The organism is Peribacillus sp. RS7, assembly GCF_041956845.1.
Classification (GTDB): Bacteria; Bacillota; Bacilli; order Bacillales; family DSM-1321; genus Peribacillus.
The window spans coordinates 2,587,953-2,602,507 of sequence record NZ_CP168135.1; the positions used below are offsets into that span (position 1 = coordinate 2,587,953).

Sequence of the window (14,555 nt, forward strand, 5' to 3'; positions counted from 1 at the left end):
TGAGGAGTGCAGCCATTAATTGTGGAGGTGTCCAAGATGATCCTTTTAAAAGTGGATGACAGAAAGTTTGGGAAAAGCAATATCAAGTACAGTGTCGTTGATAAGGAAACGAATGAATTGATCATTAGTGGTGTGTTTAAAGAATTTGGACAAGCAAGCGATAAATATTATGAATTGAAGGATGAATATGGTCCTTCAAATGTGAAAATGGTATTGAAGTGAAAAGAGGGGGACCGTTGGGTTTCCTTTTTTTGTATAGTAGAAAAAGGCCCGTACAATAAATTAGATTTTATAATCGGATAAAGGAATAATCAAAGGTTTCTGAATCATATAATTAGGTTGAGAAGGTTTTTAACATCCTTTTTTTACAATATACTACAATTTTATTGTAAAGTATGGAATTAGGTGGTAATATAAAGCCCATAAATGTAAACGTTTGCAAAGTAATTTTGTGAGGAGGTGATGTAAAAGAAGTACGATAGACTATGATTATCGCAGAATGAAAGGCTTTTATTTTACAATTTTATGCAAACGTTTTCTTAAAATTGCGTGAATCTTATGAAAAAGGGAGAGTCGGTAGGCATGAAGCGAAAAAAATGGTACGGGGGAATCTTTTCTGTTTTATTAATTTTTAGTGTGATTTTGGCAGGTTGCTCTTCATCTACTGGCGGAAATAGCGACTCTAAGGATAAAGTGACGCTGGATATATTTCAGTTCAAGGTAGAATTCAAGTCGCAATTCGAGACATTGGCAAAACAATATGAAAAAGAAAATCCAGATGTGAAGATCAAGGTATCGACAGTTGGCGGTGGAAATGATTATAAATCAGCCATTACGGCAAAGTTCGCTTCCGGTGAGGAGCCAGCAGTTTTTAACATTGGCGGACCGGTAGATGTCGAGCAATATAAAGATAGATTAACAGATTTAAAAGACACGAAAGCTGCAGCAGCAGCACTTGATGGTACTTTGGATGGCGTGGAAGAGGACGGGCAAGTTCTTGGACTTCCATTTAACCAGGAAGGTTACGGCTTGATTTATAACAAACGGATATTTAAAGAAGCCGGAATTAATCCTGATGAAATTACAAATTATGAAGCCCTGGAGGCGGCAGTTAAGAAAATGGATTCACAGAAAGATAAATTGAAAATCGATGCAGTTTTTGCGTATCCGGTTAAAGAGAAGTGGGTGACAGGAAACCATTTATCCAATGTATTCTTATCTCCGGAGTTTGATGGGAATGTGTTGGAAGCAAGCAAGGCCCCAACGGTTAAATTTACTGATGGTGACAAGTTTAAACAAATGGTCGATATCCAAAATGAATATTCCGTCCAGCCGACAGCAAGCCTCGATTACTCCCAACAAGTGGAAGAGCTGTTCTCACTTGAAAAGGTTGCAATCATTCAGCAAGGTAACTGGGTATATAACACAGTGTATGATATGGACCCTGAGTTAGCGGAAAAAGGCATTGGCATCATTCCGATTCCTAATGGAGACTCTGCGGGCATGCCAGTCGGCGTACCGAACTATTGGGCAGTGAACAAGAAATCGGATGAAAAGGTGCAGGAAGAAGCGAAGAAGTTCCTCGACTGGATGTATACATCTGAAGAAGGGAAAAAAGCCGTTTTAGAGGATTTTAAATTCATTCCTGCTTATGAAGGATATGATGTAGAAAAAATAGCCGATCCAATTTCAAAAGAAATTTATAAATACTCCCAAGAAGGAAATACGATTGGCTGGGTGTTCAATGGATATCCGGTTGGTTGGAATGATGACCTTGGTGCAAGTGTCCAAAAATACGTAACTGGTAAATTGACGTGGGAGGAATTTGTACAACAGAACATTGAAAATTGGGAGAAGATTCATAGCAAATAAGTGTTTGGAATGGCAAATGACCAATCGGCATGAAAAATAGTGTGTCGATTGGTTGTTCCTTGTTACAAGAAAGTCTCTAAGGGAATTTGCCGCAACAAGATTTTCATTAACTAACTTAGTTATGATCGATGATTTTTCTATAATTTAAAACCCGTTATCTATTAAATCATTTCAAGGAGGTCGGTTTCGTTGAGGAATCGGGATGCCGCATATTGGCTGTTTTTAACACCTGTTCTTGCTGCACTCATTTTGGTGGTGATCGTGCCACTCATCTACGGATTTTATTATTCCTTTACGAATTGGAACGGTCTAGGGACACCAGATTTCATCGGTCTAAAGAATTATATGGACTTGTTTACTGATAAAGGGTTCCTTGATACATTTTGGTTCACCATTAAATTTTCCGTAGCTGCAATTGTGGTAATCAATATCATCGGATTAAGTTTGGCTCTAATCGTGACATCGAAAATTAAATCAAGCAACATCCTGCGGACAGTTTTCTTCATGCCCAATTTAATTGGCGGCTTGATTCTCGGTTTTATTTGGCAGTTCATTTTCATTAAAGTCTTCGGTGCGATTGGTGATCTGACTGGGATCGAAGCATTTAATGGATGGTTATCAACGACAGATACAGGCTTTTGGGGATTGATCATATTAACGTCTTGGCAAATGGCCGGATATATCATGATCATTTATATTGCATATCTGCAGGCTGTTCCTGAAGACTTGATCGAAGCGGCAAAAATTGATGGGGCTAACAGCTTCCAGCGTTTTCGCCATATTACCTTTCCGCTTGTGGCACCTGCTTTTACCGTCAGCTTGTTTTTGACGTTGTCACACTCGTTCAAGATTTATGATCAAAATCTTTCTTTGACGAACGGAGCTCCCTATAATTCAACCGAAATGGTCGCGATGAACATCGTAAAATCCGCTTTCACTGAAAATGATATGGCATATGCACAGGCAAAGGCCGTTATCTTTTTCGTAATTGTGGCGGTAGTTTCACTGACACAAGTCTATATCAATAAAAAGCGGGAGGTTGAGCTGTAATGAGGGAAAAATGGAAATTGTGGCTTATTGGATTCGTCGGATTCATTTTGGCCATATTATGGCTCACTCCGTTTTATTTAATGATTGTCAATGCTTTTAAAATGAAGCGGGATATATTTGCCGATACACTGGGACTGCCTGAAACCTGGACATTCGAAAACTTCTATCAAGCATTCGAGCAATTGGATTTCCTCCGGACTTTATTCAATTCTTTATTGATATCGGGCGTCAGTGTAGTCATCATCATCATCTTTTCTGCGATGGCGGCATATGCGCTTTCCCGTAACAAAAGTAAAATAAGTTCCTTGCTTTTCTTTGCGTTTGTAGCAGCCATGTTGATTCCGTTTCAGTCTGTGATGATACCGCTTGTTGCCCAATTCGGACAGTTTGGGATGTTGAACAAGGCGGGACTGATTTTCATGTATTTAGGTTTTGGCTGCAGCCTTTCCATATTCCTATATCATGGTACTTTAAAAGGGATTCCCATCTCACTTGATGAGGCTGCAAAAATTGATGGTGCAAACCGGTTTCAAATATTTTGGCATATCATATTTCCATTATTAAAACCGATGTCCATTACAGTTGGGATCTTAAATGTCATTTGGATATGGAATGACTATTTGTTGCCATCCCTTGTTATTGGTGGCGCAGGATCTGAGACCATCCCACTTAAATTATTCTTCTTTTTCGGACAATATACGAAACAATGGCATCTAGCCTTGGCTGGACTTACTTTATCCATCATTCCAGTCATCATTGCGTATTTTTTTGCTCAGAGGCAAATTATCAAAGGAATTGCAGATGGAGCCGTTAAATAACTATTTAAATATAGGGAATATTAAACCATGTGCGGTGAACGGGAAGTGGTGATGAATATGTCTGTTACAATAAAGGACGTTGCCAAAAAGGCTAATGTCGCTCCATCAACGGTATCGCGTGTAATCCATAACAGCCCGACAATCAGTGAAAAGACAAAGCGTAAAGTACGCAAGGTATTAAAGGAAATGGGCTATCATATGAATGAAAATGCCCGGAACTTAGTCACGAAGTCCACTAAGGCCATTGGGATCGTCATGAAAAGTTCCGCAAGGGAATCACTTTATAATCCCTTTTTTCCAGAAGTGATTCGGGGCATTGGGGATTTCTGTAATAAAGAGGGGTACAGTCTTTCTCTGACAACCGGCGAGACGGAGGATGCCATCTTTGAGGATGTCGTGAAAATGGTTCAGGGCAGAAGAGTTGATGGCATGATTGTTTTATACTCTAAAAAGGACGATAAAGTCGTGCCATATTTATTAAAGCAGGGCTTCCCGTTTGTTCTGATAGGGAAGCCAAGTACGAACATGAGCGGCATTACATTCATTGATAATGATAATGTTCAAGCGGCCAGGGAAGTATCGGAGTTTGTGATCAGTCTGGGGCATGAGCGAATCGCCTTTTTAGGAGGCAGTCCAGAGTTTGAGGTGATTCAAGCCCGCATGGCAGGGTTTCAACAAGCGATGGAACAGGCCGGGGTGGATGTGCCACAGGAATATATCAAATTGATCCCTTTAAATCGAACGGATGGAATAAAGGCTATTGACGAATTGCTGGAATTGAGGGAGGCTCCAACCGCTTTTTTGGTTATGGATCTTTTATTGGGTGTTCTTTTGCTAGGAGTGCTAGCTGAAAAGAACTTGAAAGTACCAGAGCAAATTAGCGTCGTCTGTTTTAACCATTCAGAATTCATAGAATTTTTAAGCACTCCACTGACAACGGTTGATATCCATACGTATCAGTTAGGGTATGAGGCGGCAAAATGCGTATTCGACCTTATTGCAAATCCTGAAATGATGGAAAAGAGCATTAGGATTCCTACGAAAATCATAAAGCGGGAGTCGCATTTTGTAGCTGAAAAGGAAATTAAATGAAAAATGTAGAAATGTTTTACCAATTAAAGCTTGATTTTTGCTAACATAAATTTACAATATAGATTATCACTATTATTTTTGAAAATTCATACTTTCTTGAGTCATTAAGTATGTTCTTATAACCGGCTGAGATTTGATCATGCCTAACGCAAACGTTTGCGTTAAGAATAAAGAGGTAATAGTTAAACATGCAGAGCAAGTTGCCGACAAATTAATATGGAATGGAGGAGATTGTTTGAGAGTCCTAGTATGGAATGAGTTTCGCCACGAGAAAACAAAGCCTGAAGTAGCCGAAGTATATCCAGATGGAATCCACGGGGCAATTGCCAGCTTTTTGCAAAGTGAGCAGGTCGAGGTGAGAACGGCTACTCTCGATGAAGAAGAGCATGGATTAACCGAAGAAGCACTGAAACGAACCGATGTACTTCTATGGTGGGGGCATGTTGCACATGATGAAGTCCAGGATGAAATCATTGCGAGGGTTCACAAGCGAGTACTCGAGGGAATGGGCCTCATCGTCCTCCATTCCGGTCATTTCTCAAAAATCTTCAAACAATTAATGGGCACGACTTGCGATTTGAAATGGCGGGTGGCTGATGAAAGGGAGCGGCTTTGGGTTGTCGATCCAAGTCATCCTATCGTTGATGGAATCGGAGAATATATAGAGCTTGAGAAGGAAGAGATGTACGGGGAACATTTTGATATTCCTGCACCAGATCAATTAATATTCGTCAGTTGGTTTGAAGGCGGGGAGATATTCAGAAGCGGTTGCACGTATCTGCGGGGAAAAGGGAAGATTTTCTATTTCCGACCAGGTCATGAAACATATCCGACCTACCATAATCCAGAGATTCAACGGGTAATTAAGAATGCAGTTGATTGGGTCAAGCCGGAATTTGGAATGGTAACGAACTATGGGAAAGCCGAACCGTTGGAATCCATCTCGACAAAGAGCTGAAGTGAAGGAGAGAACAGAATGGGTAAAGTGAAGGTAGGGGTCATTGGATGCGGGAGTATCGCAAAAAATAGGCATTTTCCGGAGTACGATGCACATCAGGAAACTGAAATCATTGCCGTTTGTGATATTGTGCCAGACCGGGCGAATGCAGCAGCACAAAGGTATGGCGCGCAAGCATATACTGATTATATAGAACTTTTGAAGAATGAGGAGATAGAAGCGATCAGTGTATGTACACCGAATTACCTGCATGCACGCATCACAGTTGCGGCCTTGGAAGCAGGTAAGCATGTCCTTTGTGAAAAACCGATGGCCACTTCTTTAAATGACGCTGAAGAAATGAATGAAGCAGCAGTTAAAAGCGGCAAAATACTAATGATTGGTCATAATCAGCGTTTTGTTCCCTCACATCAAAAAGCGAAACAGCTTATTGAGAGTGGTGAACTTGGAAAGGTCTATAGCTTCCGGACGTCTTTTGGACATTCCGGGCCAGAAACATGGAGCGTGGACGGACGGGAAAGCTGGTTTTTTAAAAAGGATCAGGCAGTCATTGGTGCAATGGGTGATTTAGGCGTCCATAAAGCTGATTTATTAAGGTATATCCTTGGAGAAGAATTTGTTGAAGTGGGAGCCTTTGTGGAAACGACTGCCAAGAAAAACACAGACGTTGATGACAGTGCTGCCTGTATCCTACGGACGGAGAGCGGTATCATCGGTACTCTTACCGCCAGCTGGTCTTATGCAAAAGAAGACAATGCGACGGTCATTTATGCGGAAAAAGCAGTGTTGCGTCTTGAAGACGATCCGAAATACTCACTGATCATCCATCATGATAATGGAAAGACAGAAACCATCCAATTGGGAAGCATCCAGACAAATGACTCTGAAGGACAGCATGATTCCGAAGTAATCAGCCACTTTGTAAAATGTGTGGTGGACAATGAGGAGCCTCTTGTCACAGGAGTAGAAGGATTAAAATCATTAAAAGTCATTCTTGGCGCGATGGAATCAAATGCATCCCGAAAAATCATCCGCTTATAAAGGGGTTAATAGTCATCATGTACAAATTAAAAATGGGTATTATCGGTGCTGGCGGAATTGCCCAAAAAAGGCATATCCCAGCTTTTCAAAAATTTCAAGATAAAGTAGTTTTATACGCCATTCAGGATATAGATGAAATGAAGGCGCGAGAAGTTGCACGTGAATTTCATATCGAGAAAGTTTTCACCAATTATGAAGAAATGTTTGCTGAAGTGGATGCTGTAACGATTGCAACGCCAAACAAGTTCCATGCGGAGATTTCCATTGCCGCTCTGCAAGCGGGTGTGCATGTGTTATGCGAAAAGCCAATGGCCATCACTACTGAGGAATGTAAGGCAATAACCGAGGCTGCAAACATATCGGGTAAAGTGTTATCGACAGCATATCATTACCGCTTCATGAAGGAAGCCCAGGCTGCAAAGAAAATGATTCAGGCCGGTGAAATCGGTGAGCCTTATGTAGCGCGTGTACAGGCAATCAGACGCCGCAAAGTTCCTGGCTGGGGAGTGTTTACAAGCAAGGAATTGCAAGGCGGGGGAAGCGTAATCGACTACGGCTGCCATTTGCTTGATTTGGCTTTATGGCTGATGGATGACCCAGAACCGATTGAAATCGTAGGTTCGACATATAATTATGTCAGTAAGGGTGTCGATCAGGTCAATCTATGGGGGAACTTCGATGCCTCGGTATTTGAAGTGGATGATCATGCCACGGCATATATCAAATTTGCCAACGGAGCATCTTTATTATTCGAAACATCTTGGGCTGCGAATATCCGTGAAGAAGCAACTGTTTTGAGTTTATCCGGAACGCAGGGCGGACTTGATGTGTTCCCGCTAGTCTTGAATCAGGCTAAGCACGGCATGCTTTTGAATAGTGAGGCAGTATGGATGCCAGGGGAGGATACACCAGACCTGCAGCAGGCAGAAAACTTTATTGATAGCTGCCTAGGGTTGGTGGAACCATTGGTAAAACCATCGGAAGCCATGAAAGTTTCGAAAATAATCGAAGCCATTTATCAAAGCTCGGCAAGTGGGAAGGTCATGAGCATAAATTAAAGAAAAGGTGAGGTGGGGCTTGTGAAATTAGGGATTTTTACAGTGTTATTTGCTCAAAAATCATTCGAGGATATGCTTGATTATGTGGCAGATTCCGGTTTAAAAACAGTTGAAATCGGTACAGGCGGGTATCCAGGCAATATCCACTGTCCACTTGATGAACTGCTGGAAAGTGAAGAAAAGCGCCAAAAATACTTGGAATCCGTTCAAACAAGAGGATTGACGATCAGTGCATTCAGCTGCCACGGCAATCCAATCTCTCCAGATGAAGCATTCGCTAAAGAAAGTGATGAAACACTGATTAAAACAATCAAGCTTGCATCCTTACTGAACGTCCCGGTCGTCAATACCTTTTCAGGTACAGCCGGTGATCATGAAGGAGCTAAATATCCAAACTGGCCTGTCGCCCCATGGCCGAATGAATATACAGATGTGCTGAAATGGCAATGGGAAGAAAAATTGATTCCCTATTGGAAAAAAGTAGCTGCCATTGCCGATGAACACAATATAAAAATCGGACTTGAACTGCATGGGGGATTTCTCGTTCACACCCCCTACACCTTGTTAAAACTACGGGAAGCTACATCGGATGCAATAGGCGCCAACCTTGATCCAAGCCATCTTTGGTGGCAGGGCATCGAGCCAGTCGGTGCCATCAAAATCCTAGGAAAAGCGGGAGCAATCTACCACTTCCATGCAAAAGACACATACTTGGATCAGGATAACATCAATATGTATGGATTAACTGACATGCAGCCATATGGTAATGTCCAAAGCCGTGCCTGGAACTTTCGCTCTGTAGGATGCGGTCACAGCCTGCAAGAGTGGTCCGACATCATGAGCGCCCTTCGCACATACGGTTACGATTACGTCGTCAGCATCGAACACGAAGATCCGCTGATGTCTGTAGAAGAAGGATTTCAACGGGCGGTATCCAACCTTAAAACTGTTCTAATCAATGAAAGCCCGACTGATTTATGGTGGATATAATTTATAGCCGATAACGAGCAGCCTATAGCAGGTTGCTTTTTATTTTTGACCTAAAAAAGTAGAATTAACGAGTAAAAGCGTGAAACTCACGAGTAAAAGCGCAGAATTCACGAGTAAAAGCGCAGAATTCACGAGTAAAAGCGCAGAATTCACAAGTAAAAGCGTGGAATTCACGAGTAAAAGCGTGAAACTCACGAGTAAAAGCATGGAATTCACGAGTTAGTGAAAATTATTGCTGAAAACTCTTCTAAAATAAAAAAAACGATGCCCCCCGGTATTCTGGGGGCATCTCAATTATCATCTCTGCCTTGGAGTATAATCCAATTCCTTAAATAGTTCTGTCAATTCATCTTTGGTCAGGTCGCGCCATTGTCCTAGCGCCAGTCCGTCCAAATGGATGTTCATGATCCGGATTCGATGTAAATCACGGACTTCATAGCCTAGTGCTGAGCACATACGGCGGATTTGTCTGTTCAGTCCTTGCATCAAAGTGATGTTGAATGTATATTTGGTCAACTGCTCAACCTTACAAGGAAGTGTTTTCGTATCCAAAATCTCCACGCCGGATGACATATCTTGAATGAAGGAAGCGGTAAGAGGTTTATCCACGGTTACGATATATTCTTTTTCATGTTTGTTTTCTGCACGAAGGATTTCGTTTACAATGTCTCCGTCATTTGTAAGCAGGATCAAACCGCTTGAGTCTTTGTCCAGCCGTCCGATATGAAAAATGCGAAGCGGATGATTTACAAAATCAACAATATTTCCTTTAATGTGTTTTTCCGTCGTACTTGTAATCCCTATCGGTTTATTCAGTGCAATATAGACATTTTGCTGTTCCACTTTAATGGGCTTGCCATCTACACGAACATCATCGCCGGGTTCAGCTTGACTGCCAAGCTCAGCAACAGTGCCATTAATCGTCACGCGGCCCTCGGCTATCCATTTATCTGCGCCTCGTCTCGAGGTAATTCCGGATTCACTGATATATTTATTGATCCTCAACTAAAGCACACCTTTACATTCAGATTTTCTTCTTTAAAGGATAACGTAAATCATGCTGCGTAGACAAGGGGAAAAGACAAGAAAGCGTTCGATGATTTGGATTTCTGGACATTTTTTACATGTGCCTTGTGACAGCGGCCGGGTATTCTTTTTTCTTTTTACTTGTCAGGTAGACACCAATGAAGACAAGGAGACCACCCAGGAGTTGGACGACAGTAATCGGTTGCCCTAAAATCAGGCTAAGAATGGCGGTAAAAACAGCAATCAGATTTAAATAAACTCCAGCCTGGCTGACATTGATATGGCGAAGGGAAATATTCCAGAAAATAAAGGAGCCGACAGATGGGAAGATTCCAATGTATATGAGTCCCGTGATTGCTTTACTGCTTAAATCAAGGTTCAATCCTGAGCCAATGGCAAACGGAGCGACGAGAATCAATCCGAGAAATACGGAAACGGCAGTTGCTGAGATGATCGGAATGTTTTTCAGTCTTTTACCGATTATCGAATAGAAGGTCCAAACGATAATCGCCAGGATCATCAATAGGTCGCCTTTATTAAAAGTGAGATGGAAAATATCCAGAAGGTGTCCCTTTGTTAAGACCAATAAAACGCCGAATAAAGAAATGATAAGCCCGAGTGCATGGTGGGATGAAATTTTCTCCTTCAACAGCAAAGCCGAAAAAAGAACAATTATGGCAGGGTTAATTGAATTGACAAGAGCTGCATTCATGGAAGTTGTATAGGTCAGAGCCCAATAAAGGAAAAAATTATAACTGATGATACCGAGCACACCCATGACTAATAGTAATTTCCATGCCTTCCATACACTCTTCCAGTTTGGCTTTTCAATCCATTGTGCTAGAGGAAATAATAAGAAAACGGCAATTAGCCAACGCGTAAATGTTAGTTGGATCGGGGAAAGTTCGGTAACAACGTATTTACCGAAAATGTAATTACCGGCCCAGAATAAATTTGCTAAGAAAAGAAATGAAATGACAACGGATTTTTTCATCAGGCAGCCTCTCCTAAAATGATGGAATATTCACTAAATATAGCAAAGTAGAAGACTCTAAGCAATATATAAGGAAAACGTAATGGGCCTAGGGGTATCAGTCTTTATGCATGATAACCAAGAAAGGATTAAACCACAGAGCAGGAAAAATGAAGAAAGGCCGTTCAACTTGAGCTGAACAGCCTTTTCTTATTTATATTAAGCGAAAATGGCACTGATTTCGGCTATTTCATCCATGGTTAGACTGACAGCCAATGCTTGTAAGTTGCGTGAGACCTGTTCTGGCTTTTTCGCTCCGGGAATCAGGACATCTATCGAGTGGCGAGTTAAATACCAAGCTAGTACCACATCGGCGACATCGGCATGCTTCCTGTTGGCGATCGCCCGTACTTCTTCCACTTTTTGCAGATTGCTTACAAAGGCTTGTCCTTGGAAAAGCGGACTTTTTGCCCGGCCGTCCTCGAATGTTGATTCCTGATTATATTTGCCGCCTAGTAGACCGGAAGCAAGGGGAAAATAAGGAATGAAGGAGATATTATTCTCGGCCGTATAGGGCAGTAAGTCTTGTTCCGCCTCCCGTTTGAATAGATTGTACTCGGATTGCAGGACATCGACATAGCCGTCTTTATTCGCTTCTTTCAATTGTTCGAATGAAAAGTTCGAAACACCAATGGACTTGATTTTGCCTGCGTCCTTCAATTCCTTTAAGGCACCTACTGCTTCATCTTTAGGAGTACCTACATCAGGGAAATGGATATAGTATAAGTCGATGTAATCTGTTTGGAGCCTTTTTAGACTCGAGTCCACGGCATTTTTCAGAAAAGCCGGGGAGTTATCAAAGACGATGTTGCCATCGACAAACTTATGTGCCCCCTTAGTGGCAAGGACTATATCCTCGCGTTTGCGGGTCTCTTTAAGGATTTCACCGATAAGTTCTTCTGAACGCTCAGGACCGTAAATGTAAGCTGTATCCCAAAAGTTAATTCCCTCTTCCAATGCCGTTCTCAAAACATCCCTTCCTGTATCCTCGCTTAGATTAGGGAATAGGTTATGTCCGCCAATGGCATTTGTGCCAAGGCCAATCGGATTTACATACAGATCTGTTTTACCAATACGGGTTTGTTTAGACATATTACTTATCATCTCCTTTATCCCATCATAACAAAAAGTGGATGTCGGTTTCCAAGATAATGCAATGCAGGGCGTCCCAAAAATAAGCAGATGATCTGTAAAATCATCTGCTTCCTTCATTATTATAATGTTTCGATTTCCAACTCCTCAGCTGGAGCTGTCTGTCCGGTTTGACTGAGCAAAAGGCCAAGGGCAGTACCGGCGAGAGCAGGGATGATCCATTCCATACCGTAGGCAGAAAGGGGAAGGACATCACTCAATGTTTGCACGGGTCCTAATTGTAATCCGAATGCATTCAGTCCATCTATCAAGGCGAAAACTCCTGTGAAGGTCATTGCACTACGATATACTTTCTTCGGGTTTTTGAAATGAGGGCTGAAGAATGTCAGGGCAATCAGGACGATCGTTAACGGATAAGCCATCACAAGGAATGGAACCGATACTTTCAAAATTTGATTCAGACCCATGTTAGAAAGGATGAAACCGACGATTGTTACGATCAGGATGACGGTTTTGTAGTTCAGCTTGGGAAAAAGTTTCGAGAAATACTGTCCGCAAGCAGTCGTCAATCCGACGACGGTGGTGAAACATGCTAAAGTGAAAATGATGCCAAGAAGGACCTTCCCGCCAGTTCCAAGTAAAAGGGTGGATGCGACAGTAAGGATATCCGTTCCGTTTTCGAATGATCCATCCGCTGCCATGCGTGCTCCCATTACACCTAAGGAGATATAGACTAAAGAAAGCAATACACCGGCGATGAGTCCCGCTTTTACTGTATATCTCGTCAATTGTTTTCGTTCGGAAATCCCTCTTTGTTGGATTGAAGTAAGGATGACGATCCCAAAAGCCAGGGCAGCTAGAGCATCCATCGTGTTGTAGCCTTCAATGAACCCTTTCGAAAATGCTCCTGCTGCATATGCTTCTGTTGGGGCTTGGAATGGAGCATCAAGCTTTACGAACCCGACTACACAGAGAACGACCATGGACAAAAGTAGAACAGGTGTAATCCAGCGTCCCATGAAGGTTTCCATTTTTTCTGGATTCAATGAAATGGCATAAACGATGATGAAAAATAGGGTTGTGAATATGAATAGGAATAGTGATTGATTCATTGAGTCGCCAAGATATGGCTTGAAGCCCATTTCATAGGCAACATTCGCATTCCGTGGAATGGCTAGAAAAGGCCCGATGCTTAAATAAATGACTACCATGAACAACGTGCTGAATAGAGGATGTACACGTGCCCCGATAGTTTGTGCCCCGCCTTTAACAAGTGAGACGGCCAGAAGCACCAATATTGGCAGTCCGACTCCGGTAACGACAAAGCCGGCAATGGCTGGCCAGAAAGAAGTTCCCGAAGATGCACCTAAAAATGGGGGGAATATAAGATTCCCCGCTCCGAAGAACATTGAGAAAAGCATAAGGCCGATAAATAATGTGTCTGTTTTTTTCATGGTGATTTCTCCTTTTCTTAAAATGATGACTTCCGCCGACTGGCCTGAAATAGGCTGTTTTAAGTGTTTTGTGCAAATAAAAAAACTCGCCCCTGAAAATCAGGGACGAGTTTGTGCTCGCGTTACCACCATATTCCGCACTTCATTAAGAAGCTGCGGCACTCAGTCAACGTACGAATTCATACGTGATCCATTGTAACGGCGGAAACCCGTCAAAGCCTACTGCATTTTCAGCTTTGCATCTCAGAGATGATTTTCGGATAGGCCTTGGACATCGACTTCCACCACATGTCGACTCTCTGTGGAACAGGGTTCTCATCTTACTCTTTCTCTTCATAGATTTTATAATATAAAGATAATTTAGCAAATTCTGATTATAAAGTCAATATAATTTATCATCATTTCGTTATTTAAGGAGCAGGAAATTAGTCCCTCGTTGGCGAAACTTCCTTTATTCAGAGGTATTTTTTGCAAAAAGAATCGGATATAACTCCCTATTATCTTTCTAACCGCAACTATATTATAATAGAAGCAGAACACTAAAGGAGACAACATTATGTCTGAAAATAAAAAGTTAAGCCTGGCGGATGCAGTCAAACAAAAACTGGCTCAAAAGCAAGCAGGTTCAAGTAAAGATAAACTGGAAACCGGCGTTGTGAAGAAAACGAAACAGCTTAAAAGCCAGTTGACCAAAAAGCCGAATAACCAACGTAAGCGTACAGGGGTATAATCCTAATTTGTCAAAGGACAACGACTGTTCGGAGCTTATCAGAGAGCAGTTACCTTTCATGAATGAAGGTACTGCTTTTTTATATGAACGTTCAAATGGGATTTTAGTAATGAGTGAAAGGTTCTAGTGTGACTTCATATATTTACCATTTATTAGGTAATTTAAAGGCTGGACTCCTGGTAATTCAGTGGTAAAAAGAATGCTTCGCCCACTTCTTCAAAAGTCTTTAAAGCTAAAAAAACATTTTTTCTCGAATATGGGAATGACATCTCTGTATCTGTTTATTAAAATCATTACAGTTCCACTTGTTTCTGTTTTAAAATTGTAAGAGTGGTGACATG

Annotated in this window: 15 protein-coding genes and 1 other annotated feature; of the genes, 10 read left to right on the forward strand and 5 right to left on the reverse strand. The window is 41.7% G+C overall.

Going from position 1 to position 14,555, the window contains the following annotated elements; translation table 11 throughout:
* The first annotated feature begins 36 nt into the window (after nucleotides 1-36).
* From ACDZ29_RS13125 to ACDZ29_RS13165, 9 genes are all read left to right on the forward strand, one after another.
* Complete coding sequence (locus tag ACDZ29_RS13125; protein WP_289318171.1) at nucleotides 37-222, forward strand: hypothetical protein; 186 nt, start codon at nucleotides 37-39, stop codon at nucleotides 220-222.
* A 360-nt stretch (nucleotides 223-582) separates the two neighbouring features.
* The gene (locus tag ACDZ29_RS13130) at nucleotides 583-1,872 is read left to right on the forward strand and encodes an ABC transporter substrate-binding protein (RefSeq protein WP_289327216.1); all 1,290 of its coding nucleotides are present in this window, start codon (nucleotides 583-585) and stop codon (nucleotides 1,870-1,872) included.
* A 189-nt stretch (nucleotides 1,873-2,061) separates the two neighbouring features.
* On the forward strand, nucleotides 2,062-2,922 hold the full coding sequence (locus ACDZ29_RS13135; RefSeq protein ID WP_289318169.1) for a carbohydrate ABC transporter permease: 861 nt from the start codon (nucleotides 2,062-2,064) through the stop codon (nucleotides 2,920-2,922).
* Nucleotides 2,922-3,740 (forward strand): carbohydrate ABC transporter permease, encoded by an 819-nt coding sequence (locus ACDZ29_RS13140; RefSeq protein ID WP_370013737.1) that lies wholly within the window; start codon nucleotides 2,922-2,924, stop codon nucleotides 3,738-3,740. Before ACDZ29_RS13135 ends, ACDZ29_RS13140 begins: the two co-directional genes overlap by 1 nt.
* Before the next feature lie 57 nt (nucleotides 3,741-3,797).
* The gene (locus ACDZ29_RS13145; protein WP_375090996.1) at nucleotides 3,798-4,832 is read left to right on the forward strand and encodes a LacI family DNA-binding transcriptional regulator; all 1,035 of its coding nucleotides are present in this window, start codon (nucleotides 3,798-3,800) and stop codon (nucleotides 4,830-4,832) included.
* A 235-nt stretch (nucleotides 4,833-5,067) separates the two neighbouring features.
* Nucleotides 5,068-5,790 (forward strand): ThuA domain-containing protein, encoded by a 723-nt coding sequence (locus ACDZ29_RS13150; protein WP_289323536.1) that lies wholly within the window; start codon nucleotides 5,068-5,070, stop codon nucleotides 5,788-5,790.
* A gap of 18 nt (nucleotides 5,791-5,808) precedes the next feature.
* Nucleotides 5,809-6,831: a Gfo/Idh/MocA family protein gene (locus tag ACDZ29_RS13155; protein WP_375090997.1), complete on the forward strand. Its 1,023-nt coding sequence runs from the start codon at nucleotides 5,809-5,811 to the stop codon at nucleotides 6,829-6,831.
* 17 nt (nucleotides 6,832-6,848) lie between these two features.
* Entirely contained in the window at nucleotides 6,849-7,889 is a 1,041-nt protein-coding gene (locus ACDZ29_RS13160; RefSeq protein ID WP_089362554.1) for a Gfo/Idh/MocA family protein, read from the forward strand.
* 21 nt (nucleotides 7,890-7,910) lie between these two features.
* The gene (locus ACDZ29_RS13165; protein ID WP_289323538.1) at nucleotides 7,911-8,879 is read left to right on the forward strand and encodes a sugar phosphate isomerase/epimerase; all 969 of its coding nucleotides are present in this window, start codon (nucleotides 7,911-7,913) and stop codon (nucleotides 8,877-8,879) included.
* A gap of 39 nt (nucleotides 8,880-8,918) precedes the next feature.
* Here ACDZ29_RS13165 and ACDZ29_RS13170 read toward each other — a convergent pair whose 3' ends face one another.
* The 5 genes from ACDZ29_RS13170 to brnQ all read right to left on the reverse strand — a co-directional run bounded on the left by ACDZ29_RS13170 (nucleotide 8,919) and on the right by brnQ (nucleotide 13,484).
* Nucleotides 8,919-9,095: a hypothetical protein gene (locus tag ACDZ29_RS13170; RefSeq protein WP_375090998.1), complete on the reverse strand. Its 177-nt coding sequence runs from the start codon at nucleotides 9,093-9,095 to the stop codon at nucleotides 8,919-8,921.
* 81 nt (nucleotides 9,096-9,176) lie between these two features.
* Nucleotides 9,177-9,884: a 23S rRNA pseudouridine(2604) synthase RluF gene (gene rluF, locus ACDZ29_RS13175; protein ID WP_289323540.1), complete on the reverse strand. Its 708-nt coding sequence runs from the start codon at nucleotides 9,882-9,884 to the stop codon at nucleotides 9,177-9,179.
* Between the two features lie 115 nt (nucleotides 9,885-9,999).
* Complete coding sequence (locus ACDZ29_RS13180) at nucleotides 10,000-10,899, reverse strand: DMT family transporter (protein WP_375090999.1); 900 nt, start codon at nucleotides 10,897-10,899, stop codon at nucleotides 10,000-10,002.
* A 198-nt stretch (nucleotides 10,900-11,097) separates the two neighbouring features.
* On the reverse strand, nucleotides 11,098-12,030 hold the full coding sequence (locus tag ACDZ29_RS13185) for an aldo/keto reductase (protein ID WP_375091136.1): 933 nt from the start codon (nucleotides 12,028-12,030) through the stop codon (nucleotides 11,098-11,100).
* A 122-nt stretch (nucleotides 12,031-12,152) separates the two neighbouring features.
* Nucleotides 12,153-13,484 (reverse strand): branched-chain amino acid transport system II carrier protein, encoded by a 1,332-nt coding sequence (brnQ, locus tag ACDZ29_RS13190; RefSeq protein ID WP_289323543.1) that lies wholly within the window; start codon nucleotides 13,482-13,484, stop codon nucleotides 12,153-12,155.
* A gap of 98 nt (nucleotides 13,485-13,582) precedes the next feature.
* Nucleotides 13,583-13,830 (reverse strand) — a binding site (T-box leader).
* 210 nt (nucleotides 13,831-14,040) lie between these two features.
* Between brnQ and ACDZ29_RS13195 the strand changes: the two genes are divergently transcribed.
* Entirely contained in the window at nucleotides 14,041-14,214 is a 174-nt protein-coding gene (locus ACDZ29_RS13195; RefSeq protein WP_164468807.1) for a hypothetical protein, read from the forward strand.
* Nucleotides 14,215-14,555: the final 341 nt, after the last annotated feature.